The following is a 14,631-nucleotide window of genomic DNA, read 5'->3' as shown; positions in this document are numbered from 1 at the left end:
CTGTAGGCAGGCGCACCGACACCTGGCGAAGTATCCGTGCCGCGCACGTCACCGGAAATGCCCGTCCCGACCCCCTCGGGACGGGTGGAGAACCCTCTTTGGGACGGGTCGAGGTCGGAGTTGTCAGTGCGGCGGTCCACAATGGTCCGCGTCAGAACCTGAGGTTGCCCGAACAGAATCCGTGAAGGAGTCGCAGCAGCGATGGCCCGCCGCAGCACGAAGACCCCGCCGCCGGACGACTTCGAGGAGAAGATCCTCGACATCGACGTCGTCGACGAAATGCAGGGCTCCTTCCTTGAGTACGCGTACTCGGTGATCTACTCACGGGCCCTGCCGGACGCCCGTGACGGCATGAAGCCGGTGCACCGCCGCATCGTGTACCAGATGAATGAGATGGGCCTGCGCCCGGACCGCGGCTACGTGAAGTGTGCCCGCGTCGTCGGCGAGGTCATGGGTAAGCTGCACCCGCACGGGGACGCGTCGATCTACGACGCGCTCGTGCGGATGGCGCAGCCGTTCTCCATGCGGCTCCCCCTCGTCGACGGACACGGAAACTTCGGCTCGCTCGGCAACGACGACCCGCCGGCCGCCATGCGGTACACCGAGTGCCGGATGGCCGACGCGACGTCGTTGATGACGGAGTCGATCGACGAGGACACCGTCGCTTTCCAGTCGAATTACGACGGCCAGGAGCAGGAGCCCGTCGTCCTGCCGGCCGCCTATCCCAACCTCCTGGTCAACGGCACGACCGGGATCGCTGTCGGCATGGCGACCAACATGCCGCCGCACAACCTGGGCGAGGTCATCGCCGCCGCCCGCCACCTGATCAAGCATCCGGGCGCGGACCTGGAGACCCTGATGCGGTTCGTCCCCGGCCCCGACCTGCCGACCGGCGGCCGGATCGTGGGCCTCGGCGGCATCAAGGACGCCTACGCCGGCGGCCGTGGCTCGTTCAAGATCCGCGCCACCGTCGCCGTGGAGAACGTGACGGCCCGGCGCAAGGGCCTGGTCGTCACCGAACTGCCCTTCAGCGTCGGTCCGGAGAAGGTGATCGCCAAGATCAAGGACCTGGTCTCGGCGAAGAAGCTCCAGGGCATCGCGGACGTCAAGGACCTCACCGACCGCTCGCACGGGCTGCGCCTGGTCATCGAGATCAAGAACGGTTTCGTGCCGGAGGCCGTTCTGGAGCAGCTCTACAAGCTGACGCCGATGGAGGAGTCCTTCGGCATCAACAACGTGGCGCTGGTGGACGGGCAGCCGCTCACCCTGGGCCTCAAGGAGCTCCTGGAGGTCTATCTCGACCACCGCTTCGACGTGGTGCGCCGGCGCAGCGAGTTCCGCAGGACCAAGCGCCGCAACCGGCTGCACCTGGTCGAGGGCCTGCTCGTCGCGCTCGTCGACATCGACGAGGTCATCCGGCTCATCCGGTCCAGCGACAACTCGGCGCAGGCGAAGGACCGGCTCATCGAGCACTTCTCGCTGAGCGAGGTCCAGACGCAGTACATCCTGGACACCCCGCTGCGCCGGCTCACCCGGTTCGACCGGATCGAGCTGGAGAGCGAGCGGGACCGGCTCAACGCCGAGATCGACGAGCTGACCGCGATCCTCGAATCGGACACCGAGCTGCGCAAGCTGGTCTCCACCGAACTGGCCGCGGTCGCCAAGAAGTTCGGCACCGACCGTCGTACGGTGCTGCTGGAGTCGGCCGGTTCGCAGATCGCGGCGGTGCCGCTGGAGGTCGCGGACGACCCGTGCCGGGTGCTGCTGTCCTCGACCGGTCTGCTGGCCCGTACGGCCAACAGCGACCCGATCGTCTTCGCCGAGGACGCCAAGCGCGCCAAGCACGATGTGATCGTGTCGGCGGTGCCGGCCACGGCCCGTGGCGACGTCGGCGTGGTCACCTCGACGGGGCGGCTGATGCGGCTCGCGGTGATCGATCTGCCGCAGCTGCCGGACACCCATGCGGCTCCCAACCTCTCGGGCGGGGCGATGGTGGCCGAGTTCCTCACCCTGGAGGCGGACGAGGAGGTCGTCTGCCTCACCACGCTCGACGAGTCCTCACCGGGGCTGGCGATCGGCACCCTGCAGGGCGTCGTGAAGCGTGTGGTGCCGGACTATCCGGCCAACAAGGACGAGCTGGAGGTCATCTCCCTCAAGGACGGTGACCGGATCGTCGGCGCGGTGGAGCTGCGTACCGGCGAGGAGGACCTGGTCTTCATCACCTCCGAGGCGCAGTTGCTGCGCTATCCGGCGGCGCAGGTGCGGCCGCAGGGAAGGCCGGCCGGCGGCATGGCGGGCGTGAAGCTCGCGGAGGGCGCGGAGGTGCTCTCGTTCGCGGCGGTGGATCCGGCCGCGGACGCCATGGTGTTCACGGTCGCCGGTTCGCACGGCACGCTGGACGACTCCGTGCTGACGTCCAAGTTCACCCCGTTCGACCAGTACCCGCGCAAGGGCCGGGCCACCGGCGGGGTGCGCTGTCAGCGGTTCCTCAAGGGCGAGGACGTGCTGGTGTTCGCCTGGGCGGGACCGACGCCGGCCCGCGCCGCGCAGAAGAACGGCGCTCCGGCGGAGCTGCCCGAGCCCGATCCACGGCGCGACGGTTCGGGTACGCCGCTGGTGTCGCCGGTCGCGGTGATCGCCGGACCGGTGTAGCCGGCCGGACCGGCGGCTCCGGCGCTATGCGTCGTCGTCGCCGGGCTGCCGCACGTAGCGCAGGACGCCCCACATGGATCGCTCGTGTGCGGCGTCCTGCGACGTCTGCGGGCCCGTCTCCCGGCAGCCGTCGAGCTCCTCGCGGAGGGCCTGTGCGTCGGTGCCGGCCCCGATCAGCACGAGCCGGGTCAGGCGTGGTCCGCCGCGCGTCCAGGGCTGCGGGGTGAACCGCAGGAAGCTGCCGACGGCGTGCAGCGCATACGTGTTGTCCGGGTCCCCCGCGCCGAAGTCGACGTAACCCTTGATCCGGTAGAGGCCCGCCGGCCGTGAGTCCAGGAACCCCATCAGCCGACGGGGGTCCATGGGCACGTCGCTGGTGTAGTCGAGGCTCTCGTACGCCGCGTGCAGATGGTCCCCGTGCTCCTCACCGGTCTGTGCCGCCCGCTCCTCCAGGTACAGGTCCTCGAAGGTCAGCTGACGTGCTTTCTCCTCGCTGTCGGGGCGCAGCGCCGGATCGAAGAGCAGCTCGGGGTCCACGCGTCCGTACGCGGCGGGGATCACGGCCGCCGTGCCGCCCGCCGCCGCGACGGCCTCCCGGACGCGGGTCTGCTCCTCCTCCCCCGCCCGGTCCGTCTTGTTCAGCACGACGAGGTCGGCGACGGCGAGATGGCGGTCGATCTCCGGGTGGCGTTCCCGGGTGGCGGCGAACTCGGCGGCGTCGACGACCTCGACCAGCCCCCCGTACACGATGTGCGGGTTGTCGCTGGCCAGCAGCATCCGCACGAGCTCCTGGGGTTCGGCGAGTCCGCTCGCCTCGATGACGATGACATCGAGGCGGGCGGCGGGCCGGGTCAGGGTCTCCAGGTAGGTGTCGAGCTCGCTGACGTCGACCGCGCAGCACAGGCAGCCGCCCCCGAGCGAGACCGTCGAGCCGACCTGTCCGGAGACGGTCATCGCGTCGATCTCGATCGACCCGAAATCGTTGACGATCACCCCGATCCGGTTCCCCGCGCGGTGCCGCAGCAGGTGGTTGAGCAGTGTCGTCTTGCCGGATCCCAGGAATCCTGCGAGGACGATCACCGGGATCTGCCGGCTGCGGGGCGGGGACGACGCGTTCAACAGGGGCCCTTCCTGGGGACGTCAGACGGCCGGGACCGGCTGCGGCGGGGGCGGGCCGACATAGCGGGCCGCCGGGCGGATGATCTTCGAGTCCTCCGCCTGCTCCAGGATATTGGCGCTCCAGCCGACCACCCGCGCGGCGCAGAACGTCGGGGTGAACATCTCGCGCGGCAGCCCGCACAGCTCCATGACCACTCCGGCGTAGAACTCCACGTTCGTGTGCAGTTCGCGCCCCGGCTTGAGCTCGGCGAGGATCGCCTCCACCTGGCGCTCCACCTCGACGGCGAAGTCGACGAGCGGGCCGCCGAAGCCCTGGGCGATGGAGCGCAGCATGCGCGAGCGGGGGTCCTCGGTGCGGTAGACGGGATGTCCGAAGCCCATGATGCGGTCACCGGCGTGCACCCGCTCGCGGATCCAGCCGTCGATGCGGTCGGGGGTTTTGATGGCGTCCAGGGTGTCGAGGGCGCGGCTGGGCGCACCGCCGTGCAGGGGACCGGAGAGCGCGCCGACGGCCGCCACCAGGCAGGCGGCGATGTCCGCACCGGTGGAGGCGACGACCCGGCCGGTGAACGTCGAGGCGTTGAAACCGTGGTCGACGGTGGAGATCAGATACCGCTCGACGGCCCTGACCCGGGCGGCGTCCGGTACGGAACCGGTGAGCATGTACAGGTAGTTGGCCGCGTGCGGCAGGTCGTCGCGCGGTTCCACCGGTTCGAGCCCCTGTCCGAGCCGGTGCAGCGCGGTGAGCACGGTCGGAACGGCGGCGCAGGCGGTCAGCGCGTCGTCGCGGCGACGGCCGGCGTCGATGTCGTAGACCGGACGGAAGCCCGCCGACGCCCCGAGCAGCGACAGTGCCGTGCGCAGCCCTGCGAGCGGACCGGAGGCGGCGCCCGCTCGCGCTATGGCGGGCAGCGCGTCGCGTACCTCCGCGGGCAGCCGGCGCAGGCCGGCGGTACGGGCCGCGAAGTCGGCGCGGGCGGCCGGACCGGGCAGCTCTCCTTCGGTCATCAGGTACCAGACGTCCTCGAAGCTTCGGGTCTGTGCCAGTTCGACCGCCGAGTACTGCCGGTAGTGGTAGAAGCCCTCGCGGCCGCGGACATCACCGAGAGCGGTGTCGGTGACCACGACACCAGCGAGGCCTCGGGGGACGTCGAGCGGTGTTCCGCCGGTCATGGTCGTCATTGCTTCCTCCGTGGACATTCCGGTGATCCTTGACATTGATTCGACTGTCCATGCTTGACTGAAGATCTGTCAATGTTGATTGAATCAATATGGATACGGTGAGCAGCATGACGGATCAAGCAGATGCCGGTGACGGTTCGGAGCCCGCGGCGCATCGGCTCACCACCCGGGAGACAGCCGAGCGCCTGGGGGTGAAGCCCGAGACGGTGTACGCGTACGTGAGCAGGGGCCAGCTGAGCAGTAACCGCGCACCCGGCGGACGGGGCAGCACGTTCGACGCGGCGGAGGTCGATGCCCTCGCACGGCGTACGGGGCGCAGGGAGCCCGCCTCCCCCACCGTTGAGCAGGGCTTCCGCACCGCCATCACACTCATCGAGGGCGATCGCTACTACTTCCGGGGCGTGGACGCCACGGAGCTGGCCCGGCGTCATGCCTACGAGGAGGTAGCCGAGTGGCTCTGGACCGGCGGGATGCGGAACGGAATGCGCTTCGCAGCGCCCGCCGAAGCGCTGGCGGCGGCCCGCCGGGCGGTCGGCGCACTGCCCGCGCACTGCGGTTCCACGGACCGACTGCGGGTGGCGGTCGTCGCCGCGGCCACCACGGATCCGCTCCGTTTCGACCTGTCACGCGAGGCGGTGCTGGGCAGCGCCCGGAGCCTGATCCCGACCCTGGCGGCGGCCCTGCCGGCGGTGGGCGGGGCCGACGAGGGGGGCGCGGACGGGGACTCGGCGGCGCCTCCCCACGCCGACCTGGCACATCAGCTGTGGCCGAAACTCACCGCACGCCCGGCCGACGAGGCATCACTCGACGTGCTGGACACCGCCCTCGGGCTGCTCATCGACCACGACCTCGCCGCGTCGACCCTGGCGGCCCGGGTGGCGGCCTCCGCGCACGCCCACCCGTACGCGGTGGTCTCGGCGGGGCTCGGGGTCCTGGAGGGGCCACTGCACGGGGCGGCCAGCGGGCTGGCCCACCGGATGCTGGCCGAGGTGCTGGAGCGCGGCGGTGCGGCCCCGGTGGTCGCCGACCACCTCCGCACCGGACGCCGCGTCCCCGGACTCGGGCACCGGCTCTACACCGGCGAGGACCCACGGGCCGCGACGCTGTTCGACCTGCTCGGAGAGGTTCCGCAGGCGGCTCCGGCACTGGCCGCGGCTCACGATGTGGTCGCCACGACCGCGCGCCACGCGCCGCTGCACGCCAACGTCGACCTGGCGCTCGCGGTGCTGTCCGTCTCCTCGGACATGGCCGCCGAGGCCGGCGAGACCGTGTTCGCCGTCTCGCGCACCGCGGGCTGGATCGCGCACGCCCTGGAGGAGTACGGGGAACGCCCGCTGCGAATGCGCCCGATCGGCCAGTACACCGGGCCGCGACCGCCTCAGCCGCTGCCCACCACTACAGGGGGCAGCGCCGCAATAGCCGGTTCATGAGACGCAAATAAGCGACGGTCAGCGGGAAGCGGTGCGCGGGGGCTGGGCGGTCGAACCGCGCACCACCAGCTCGGGCTCGAAGAGCAGCTCGTCGGAGGGCACGGTACGGCCCCCGATCTGCACCGAGAGCAGTTCGACCGCGGCACGCCCCATGGCCTCGATCGGCTGGCGGACGGTGGTCAGCGGCGGTTCGGTGCAGTTCATGAACGCCGAGTCGTCGTACCCGACGACGGAGACGTCGGCGGGGACCGACAGACCCCGGCGCCGCGCCGCACGGACCGCGCCGAGGGCGAGCGGGTCGCTGGCGCAGATGAACCCGGTGACGCCCTGGTCCAGCAGCCGCATGGCGGCAGCCTGCCCGCCCTCCAGCGAGAACATCGCCCTGGCCACCCACTCGTCCGGAATGGTCGTCCCGGACTCCTCGGCGAGCACCCGGGCCGCGGCCAGCTTGCGCTGCGAAGGCATGTGGTCCGAGGGGCCGAGCACCAGACCGATGCGCTCGTGGCCCAGCGAGACCAGGTGGCGCCATGCCTGCTCGACGGCCACCGAATCGTCGCAGGAGACACAGGGGAAGCCGAGGTGTGCGATGGCCGCGTTGATCAGGACGACCGGGATCTTGCGGTCGGCCAGCACCTTGTAGTGATCATGCGGGGCGTCGGCCTGGGCGTAGAGGCCACCGGCGAAGACCACGCCCGAGACCTGCTGCTGCAGGAGCAGCTCGACGTAGTCCGCCTCGGAGACGCCGCCCTTGGTCTGGGTGCACAGGACGGGGGTCAGCCCCTGCTGGGCGAGCGCGCCGCCGACCACCTCCGCGAAGGCGGGGAAGATCGGGTTCTGCAGCTCGGGCAGGACCAGGCCGACCAGTCTGGCCCGCTCGCCGCGCAGCTGGGTCGGCCGCTCGTATCCGAGGACGTCCAGCGCGGACAGGACGGCCTGCCGCGTGGCGTCGGAGACTCCTGGCTTGCCGTTGAGCACCCGGCTGACCGTGGCCTCGCTGACTCCAACCTTCTGTGCCACCTGAGCAAGTCGTCGCGTCATGTGCGCAAGATTAGCGCAAGAAACGCAAGCAGATTGCGTGGGGCTGGAAACGAGACGAATTTCGGAAAGAACCGGAATGCCCTCTACCGTCTCTACGATGAGCGCCCCACCGCCCACCGCCAGGAAGCCGCGTCGGCTCGGCCGGCCCCGGCGGGTCTTCTCGCAGGTACTGCTGATGCAGCTGGCCATCGCCACCGGCGTCACGGTACTCGCCACCGGCCTCTTTCTGGCACCCCTCAGCGCACAACTGGACGACCAGGCGATGCGCCGGGCACTGGCCATCGCCCAGAGCACGGCCGCGGAGCCGGAGATGGCCGAATCGCTGCTCACCACGGAACCGGCTCCCCTCGGCCGGGTCCAGTCGGCGGCGGAGCGGATCAGGCGTGCCACGGACGCCGAGTACGTCGTCGTGATGGACCGGCACGGGGTGCGGTGGTCGCATCCCGACAGCGGCCGGATCGGCAAGGTCGTCTCGACCGACCCCGACGAGGCGCTCGCGGGCCAGGAGGTCATGGAGATCGACAACGGCACGCTCGGCCGCTCGGCCCGGGGCAAGGTGCCGCTGCGCGACGAGGCGGGGCGGATCACCGGCGCGGTCTCCGTGGGTATCGCCTACGACAGCGTCCGCGCCCGGCTCCTCGCGGCGATTCCCGGCCTGTTCGCCTACGCGGGCGGAGCGCTGGCCGTGGGGGCGCTGGCCGCGTATCTGATCTCCAGGCGTCTCCAACGGCAGACCCATGACCTGGGCTTCTCCGATATCGCCGCGCTGCTGGCGGAGCGCGAGGCGATGCTGCACAGCATCCGGGAGGGCGTCGTCGCGCTCGACGCGACCGGCCGCATCCGGCTGCTGAACGACGAGGCTCAGCGGCTCCTGGGCCTCGGGCCCGAGGCTTCGGGCCGACCACTGGCCGAGGTGCTCGGCGCGGGACGGACGACCGATGTGCTGGCCGGTGCGGTGGCGGGCGAGGACCTGCTGGCCGTACGCGGCAGCCGGGTGCTGCTGGCCAACCGGATGCCCACAGCCGACGGCGGCGCCGTAGTCACCCTCCGCGACCGCACCGAGCTCGAACACCTCGGCCGGGAGCTCGACTCCACCCACGGGCTGATCGACGCCCTGCGCGCCCAGGACCACGAGCACGCCAACCGGCTGCACACCCTGCTCGGGCTGCTGGAGCTTGAGCTGCACGAGGACGCGCGGGAATTCGTCACCGAGGTCGTCGGCGGCCACCGGGCCACGGCCGAGCAGGTCGCCGAGAAGGTCCACGACCCGCTGCTGGCCGCGTTGCTGGTCGGCAAGGCGACGGTGGCCGCGGAGCGCGGTGTGGCCCTGCGCATGGCCCCCGGCACGCTGCTTCCCGACGGGCTGGTGGACCCCCGCGGGCTCGTCACGGTCGTCGGCAACCTCGTCGACAACGCGCTGGACGCCGCATCCGGATCGGACGGCGCCCTGATCGAGGTGGGACTGCGCGCCGAGGGCCGTACGGTGGTGCTGCGGGTCCGGGACAGCGGCCCGGGCGTCCCGCCCGGACAGCGCGAGGCCATCTTCACGGAGGGCTGGTCGACCAAGGACCTGCCGGTGCACGGCAAGCGCGGTCTGGGGCTCGCGCTGGTGCGACGGCTGGCCGAACGCCAGGGCGGCAGCGCGGTGGTGGAAACGGCGGACGGCGGCGGCGCCGAGTTCACCGTGGTCCTGCCTGAGGCCATGGCCGAAGCGGAATCCGACCGGGCGGGAGCGGCTCAGTGATCGAGGTACTCATCGTCGACGACGACGTCCGGGTCGCGCGGATCAATGCCGCCTACGTGTCGAAGGTGGCCGGCTTCCGGGTGGCCGCCCAGGCGCACTGTGCCGCCGACGCGCTCGCAGCGGTCGAGAACGGTGCGGTGGACCTGATCCTGCTGGACCACTACATGCCGGGCGGCAACGGACTGGCCCTGGTGCGGGAGCTGCGCGGCCGCGGCCACCGCACCGATGTGATCATGGTGACGGCGGCACGCGATGTCGCCACCGTCCAGGAGGCCATGCGCCAGGGAGCTCTGCAGTACCTGGTGAAGCCGTTCACGTACGCGGGCCTGCGCACCAAGCTGGAGGCGTACGCCTCGCTGCGGCACACCCTGGAGAGCGGTGGCGAGGCCGAGCAGGGGGAGGTGGACCGGCTCTTCGGGGCACTGTGGGCGGCGGGCGAACCCGATCTCCCCAAGGGGCACTCCACGACCACCGCGGAGCTGGTCCGCAAGGCGCTCCGGGGCGCCGAGGGCCCGCTCTCCGCGCAGGAGGTCGCGGAGAGCGCCGGGATGAGCCGGCAGACCGCACAGCGCTATCTGAAACTGCTGGAGCGGTCCGGTCGGATCCGTCTGACGCTGCGGTACGGCGAGACGGGGCGCCCGGAACACCGCTACACCTGGGGCGCCGACACGCCGAGGCCCTGAGGGGCGACCCGGGGCGGTGAGGGGCGGTCAGGCCCCCCGGTCCGCCGCCCCGCGCGGGCCGGATGTCACACCGCGCCTGCTCCGGTCAGGGCGCGGACCTCGGTCTCCGCGTGCTTGGCCGCGTCCGGCGGCTCCCCCGAAGTGACCGTCCCGATCCAGCCGGCCAGGAATCCCAGCGGGATCGAGACAAGGCCGGGGTTCTCCAGCGGGAAGAGCTGGAAGTCCACGCCCGGGAAGAGCGAGGTGGCGCTGCCGGAGACCACCGGGGAGAACACGACGAGCAGCACGGCGGGGATCAGCCCTCCGTAGACCGACCAGACCGCCCCGCGCGTGGTGAAGTTCCGCCAGAACAACGAGTAGAGCAGCACCGGCAGGTTCGCCGATGCCGCGACCGCGAAGGCCAGACCCACCAGGAAGGCCACGTTCAGGTCCTGGGCGAGCAGCCCGAGCCCGATGGCGGCCACCCCGATGCCCGCCGCGGCGACCCGGGCCACGGCGACCTCGCTGTGCTGCTTGGATCCCGGGCGGCGGAGCGATGCGTAGAGGTCGTGGGCGACGGAGGCGGACGAGGCGAGCGTGATCCCCGCGACGACGGCGAGGATGGTCGCGAAGGCCACGGCGGCGACCACGGCGAACAGGATCGTGCCCCCGGTGGAGCCCTCGCCACCGCCGAGCACCAGGGCCAGCAGCGGAACGGCCGTGTTCCCCGAGGCGTTCGACGCCCGGACGTCCGCCGAGCCGACCAGTGCCGCCGCCCCGAACCCGAGGACGATCGTCATCAGGTAGAAGCTGCCGATGAGGCCGATGGACCAGACGACCGACCGGCGGGCCGCGCGGGCGGTCGGCACCGTGTAGAAGCGCGACAGGATGTGCGGCAGCCCTGCCGTACCGAGCACCAGGGCCAGCCCCAGGCTGATGAAATCGATCCGGGCCGTCCACGTCCCGCCGTACCGGAGGCCCGGCGAGAGGAACTTCTTGCCGTATCCGCTCCGGTCGGCGGCGGAGTTGAGCAACTCGTTGACATTGCCGTGGAAGTGGACCAGGACGAGCACGGTGAGAACGATCGTGCCCGCCATCAGCAGGACGGCCTTCACGATCTGGATCCAGGTGGTGGCGCGCATGCCGCCGAGCGACACGTAGATCACCATGAGCGCCCCGACGCCGATGACCGTCCAGGACCGGGCGGCACCGCTCGTGCCGCCCAGGAGAAGGGCCACCAGGCTGCCCGCTCCCACCATCTGCGCCACCAGGTACAGCACGGAGACCGTGACGGAGGACGTCCCCGCCGCGATCCGTACCGGGCGCTCCGCCATCCGCGCGGCCACCACGTCCGCGAGGGTGAACCGGCCGCAGTTGCGGACGAGTTCCGCGACGAGCAGCAGCACGACGAGCCAGGCGACCAGGAAGCCGACCGAGTAGAGCATCCCGTCGTAGCCGAAGAGGGCGATCAGGCCGGAGATGCCGAGGAAGGACGCGGCCGACATGTAGTCGCCCGCGATGGCGAAGCCGTTCTCCATGGGAGAGAACAGCCGGCCGCCGGCGTAGAACTCCTCTGCGGAACCGTGCCTGTTGCGGCTCACCCAGGTGGTGATGGCGAGTGTCACCGCGATGAAGACGCTGAACAGCACGAGCGCCAGGGTCTGGTGATTGCCGCTCAACGCCCGAACCCCCGTGTCATCTCCTGCGTCTCCCAGCGCAGGTCGAGCGCTGCCCGGTCTCTGCGCAGCCGCGCGTGCCGCGCGTAGGCGCCGGTGAGCAGGAACGTCGTGAGGAACTGCCCGAGTCCTGCGACCATGGCGACGTTGACCGCCCCGGCGACCGGCCTGGCCATCAGACCGGGCGCGGTGACCGCCATGACCACATAGGCGAGGTACCAGACGAAGAAGGCGAGGGTGGCGGGGACGATGAAGCGCCGGTAGCGGCGCCGCACTTCCTGGAAGGCGTCACTGCGCTGCACCTCCAGGTAGATGTCCGCTGCACTGTGGTTGCGCTGCGGCGCCACGGAATCGGGCGTACCGGCGGGCGCGAAGCTTCCCGTACCGTCCAGTTCCCCCCATCCGGAGGCCAGCGCGTCGTACCACGGGTCGTCGAGTCGCATCGCTGCGGACTCGCGCCCTGCTTCCTTCTCCACCGAACAACTCCCCTTGTCCACGGACCACTTCGGCCGCGTACCCAAGAATGGGCAGATCGGGAAGATCCCGGGCACTTCATTCGCGAGACTTCACCTCTTCAGGTGAAGGATGCGCCGGGCGGCTGTGCGAGCCCTCGAACGTACGCATAGCGGACCGCCTGAGCCCGGTCGCGCAGCCCGGCCTTGGCGAACAGGTTGTTGATGTGGCTCTTCACGGTGGCCTGCGAGATGTGCAGGTCCCGGGCGATCTCCGCGTTGGACATCCCGTCGGCGATCAGCACGAGCACCTCCACCTCACGGGGCGTCATCCCGTCGGGAAGCTCCGCCTCACCTCCTCCGGCCGACGGCAACGGCCCGGTGGTGACCTGCTCCAGCAGCCTGCGCTGCACGGCGGGAGAGAGCCCGACCTCACCCGAGAGCACGGCCTCGATGGCCCGTACGATCTCGTCTCCCCCGGCGTCCTTGGTGAGATAACCGCGGGCCCCGGCCCGCAGCGCGGGGAAGAGCGAGTCGTCCTCGGCGAAGGTCGTGAGCACCACGACCTGGGTGCCGGGAAAGTCCTTGCGGATACGGCGCGTTGCCTCCACGCCGTCGCAACGGGGCATCCGCAGGTCCATCAGGACCACGTCCGGGGAGTGCTCCGCGACCAGGGCGACGGCCTCCTCCCCGTCCTTCGCCGATCCGACCACCTCGATGCCGGGCAGCAGACCCAGCAGCATGACGATTCCCTCGCGCACCACCGACTGGTCGTCGGCGACCACCACCCGCGCGCTCACGCGGGCACCCTCAGACTCACCACGAACCCCTCCTCACCGGGACCGGCCTCCAGCGAGCCGCCCAGCAGTTCTGCCCGCTCCCTCATTCCCAGCAGACCGTATCCGGAGCCACTGACAGCGAGGTCACCCGCGGGGCTCCCGCCGCCCGAATCGCTGACCTCCAGGGCGATCCCGTCCGGCAGGTACTCCAGCCGGATGAGCACTCTGGCCCCGGGCGCGTGCTTGCGCACATTGGTCAGCGCTTCCTGGGCCACGCGCCGGACCGTCTGCGAGGCCTCGGCGGTCAGCGTACGGTGCTCCCCCTCCACCCTGACCTCGGCCGGCTCGGCCACCACCAACTGCCGCAGGAAGTCCTCCACCGGCGACACCTCGCCGCGCAGGGCGGAGAGCGCCTGACGGGTCTCCGCGAGCCCCTCACGGGCCATGGAGCGGGCGGAGACCACCCGCTGAAGGACCTGGTCCCGGAACTCCCCCGCCGGCTCCCTCTCGATCAGCAGCCGAGCCGCCTCCAGATGCACCAACTGCGCGGAGAGACTGTGCGCCAGCACGTCGTGGATCTCCCTGGCGATCCTGGACCGCTCGTTCAGCGCGGCCGTCTCGGCCTCCGCCACCCGGGCTGCCCGCTCCTGTGCGAGAAGCCGATGGGCGCTGCCCCGGGCCTCGGCGTCCAGCCGGAGCACGTAGCCCCCGAGGCAGAGCCCCGCCGTGGTCGCCGCCGTGGTCAGCCAGTCGCCGGTGTTCACGGCGGCGTAGGCACCGAGCGCCACAGCCGTGGCCGGGATCCCCGCCACGAGCGGCAGCCGCTCCAGAGCAGTGACGGCGCAGCCGCACCAGAGAACCACCGCGGGGACGGAGGCCCCCGCCTGCTGTGCTCCGAACGCCGCCCCCATCAGCAGGGCAAGCAGTCCGAGGGACGGCCACAGAAGGTGCTCCAGGCTGGTCCGGAAGAAGGCCACCGCGAGCAGGGCACAGCCGAAGACCCCGATCAGGCCGACCACGATCTCCCACGGCCCGAACTTTCCGCCCGTGAAGGTCCCCCACAACATCAGGGTGAGCAGGCCGCTCCGCACGGACCATCCGATCACGACCCGCGAACGGGCGCGCTTCTCCCGTGAGAGGGCCTCCCGCGAGGGCCAGCTCGTCCACGCAGCGGGTGTCACACACGGTCCTTCCATGCCGGCCGGGACGGCGCGCTGTCAGCAGCACCACCACCGTACGGCGCCGGTATCTCCGCGGTTCGCGAGGCCAGCACCCCGCTGCGCACCAGCAGCGTCACGGCGAGAGCCATCATCAGGGCGGGGCTGCCCTGATGTATGCCCAGCGCCGCGGCAACCCCGTAGAGAGCGACCCGCAGCACCAGCCCGCCGATCCAGACGTAGGCGGTGGCCTTGGTCCCCTTGCTCCAGAGGGAGCCGTCCTCCGCGCGCCAGAGCCTGGCCGTCCACCCCCAGGCGGCGCCCGTGATCAGTCCCACGACCAGCTCGGCGCCCAGGAGGAAGACGGAGAGCGTCTCGTGGTGGGAGTCCACAAGCCCGGGCTCACGCAGAGCCATGACGAGCAGCACGCCCGGCAGGACCCACCAGCGCCGGTCGCCGGATATCTGCCGCGCGGAGCACTGGCGGACCACGACGAGAGCGACGACCGCGACGATCACCAGGACATTGACGGGCCCGGACATGAATGCCTCCGAATAGCGGGAAGTTCTACGACTCCGACGCTACGGAAACGACCAGGTCAGGGGATCGGCTCAGGGGTTGATCGTGGGTGGAGCCGTGGGGGGCCCCCGGGGGGGGGGGGGGCGGCGCCGGGGGGGGGGGGGGCCCGCCGGGGGCGTTTAAAAAAAAGAAGGGGGCCAGCAAAGTACAAGTGTTTATTT

12 protein-coding genes are annotated in these 14,631 nt (G+C 71.0%); 4 read left to right on the top strand and 8 right to left on the bottom strand.

Annotated elements, in window-relative coordinates:
- The first annotated feature begins 201 nt into the window (after nucleotides 1-201).
- Nucleotides 202-2,652, top strand: coding sequence for a DNA topoisomerase (ATP-hydrolyzing) subunit A (locus tag ACFVJX_RS02885; RefSeq protein ID WP_384125189.1), 2,451 nt, complete (start codon nucleotides 202-204; stop codon nucleotides 2,650-2,652).
- A gap of 24 nt (nucleotides 2,653-2,676) precedes the next feature.
- On the opposite strand, the gene ACFVJX_RS02880 is transcribed toward ACFVJX_RS02885, so the two are convergent.
- Nucleotides 2,677-3,771 (bottom strand): CobW family GTP-binding protein, encoded by a 1,095-nt coding sequence (locus ACFVJX_RS02880; protein WP_384125187.1) that lies wholly within the window; start codon nucleotides 3,769-3,771, stop codon nucleotides 2,677-2,679.
- Nucleotides 3,772-3,792: 21 nt separating this feature from the next.
- Nucleotides 3,793-4,953, bottom strand: coding sequence for a citrate synthase (locus ACFVJX_RS02875; RefSeq protein WP_384125185.1), 1,161 nt, complete (start codon nucleotides 4,951-4,953; stop codon nucleotides 3,793-3,795).
- 107 nt (nucleotides 4,954-5,060) lie between these two features.
- Between ACFVJX_RS02875 and ACFVJX_RS02870 the strand changes: the two genes are divergently transcribed.
- Nucleotides 5,061-6,383, top strand: a complete 1,323-nt coding sequence (locus tag ACFVJX_RS02870) for a citrate/2-methylcitrate synthase (RefSeq protein ID WP_384125183.1) — start codon at nucleotides 5,061-5,063, stop codon at nucleotides 6,381-6,383.
- 18 nt (nucleotides 6,384-6,401) lie between these two features.
- Here the strand turns inward: ACFVJX_RS02870 and ACFVJX_RS02865 are convergent, their stop codons facing one another.
- Complete coding sequence (locus ACFVJX_RS02865) at nucleotides 6,402-7,421, bottom strand: LacI family DNA-binding transcriptional regulator (RefSeq protein WP_384125182.1); 1,020 nt, start codon at nucleotides 7,419-7,421, stop codon at nucleotides 6,402-6,404.
- A gap of 97 nt (nucleotides 7,422-7,518) precedes the next feature.
- Here ACFVJX_RS02865 and ACFVJX_RS02860 point away from each other — a divergent pair, with 97 nt between their 5' ends.
- Nucleotides 7,519-9,165: an ATP-binding protein gene (locus ACFVJX_RS02860; protein ID WP_384125180.1), complete on the top strand. Its 1,647-nt coding sequence runs from the start codon at nucleotides 7,519-7,521 to the stop codon at nucleotides 9,163-9,165.
- On the top strand, nucleotides 9,162-9,848 hold the full coding sequence (locus tag ACFVJX_RS02855; protein WP_384125178.1) for a response regulator: 687 nt from the start codon (nucleotides 9,162-9,164) through the stop codon (nucleotides 9,846-9,848). The genes ACFVJX_RS02860 and ACFVJX_RS02855 overlap by 4 nt, the downstream gene beginning before the upstream one ends.
- Nucleotides 9,849-9,913: 65 nt before the next feature.
- On the opposite strand, the gene ACFVJX_RS02850 is transcribed toward ACFVJX_RS02855, so the two are convergent.
- From ACFVJX_RS02850 to ACFVJX_RS02830, 5 genes are all read right to left on the bottom strand, one after another.
- Nucleotides 9,914-11,506: a cation acetate symporter gene (locus ACFVJX_RS02850; RefSeq protein ID WP_384125176.1), complete on the bottom strand. Its 1,593-nt coding sequence runs from the start codon at nucleotides 11,504-11,506 to the stop codon at nucleotides 9,914-9,916.
- Nucleotides 11,503-11,946, bottom strand: coding sequence for a DUF485 domain-containing protein (locus ACFVJX_RS02845; protein ID WP_384125414.1), 444 nt, complete (start codon nucleotides 11,944-11,946; stop codon nucleotides 11,503-11,505). The genes ACFVJX_RS02850 and ACFVJX_RS02845 overlap by 4 nt, the downstream gene beginning before the upstream one ends.
- 131 nt (nucleotides 11,947-12,077) lie before the next feature.
- Nucleotides 12,078-12,755: a response regulator gene (locus tag ACFVJX_RS02840; RefSeq protein ID WP_384125174.1), complete on the bottom strand. Its 678-nt coding sequence runs from the start codon at nucleotides 12,753-12,755 to the stop codon at nucleotides 12,078-12,080.
- Nucleotides 12,752-13,915 (bottom strand): sensor histidine kinase, encoded by a 1,164-nt coding sequence (locus tag ACFVJX_RS02835; RefSeq protein WP_384125172.1) that lies wholly within the window; start codon nucleotides 13,913-13,915, stop codon nucleotides 12,752-12,754. The genes ACFVJX_RS02840 and ACFVJX_RS02835 overlap by 4 nt, the downstream gene beginning before the upstream one ends.
- Entirely contained in the window at nucleotides 13,912-14,433 is a 522-nt protein-coding gene (locus ACFVJX_RS02830; RefSeq protein WP_384125170.1) for a DUF1453 domain-containing protein, read from the bottom strand. Before ACFVJX_RS02830 ends, ACFVJX_RS02835 begins: the two co-directional genes overlap by 4 nt.
- Nucleotides 14,434-14,631 lie beyond the last annotated feature (198 nt).

Source organism: Streptomyces sp. NPDC127177 (genome assembly GCF_042672475.1).
GTDB lineage: Bacteria > Actinomycetota > Actinomycetes > Streptomycetales > Streptomycetaceae > Streptomyces.
The sequence above is the reverse complement of the archived record's forward strand: the minus strand, read 5'-3'. Positions and strand labels throughout refer to the sequence as shown.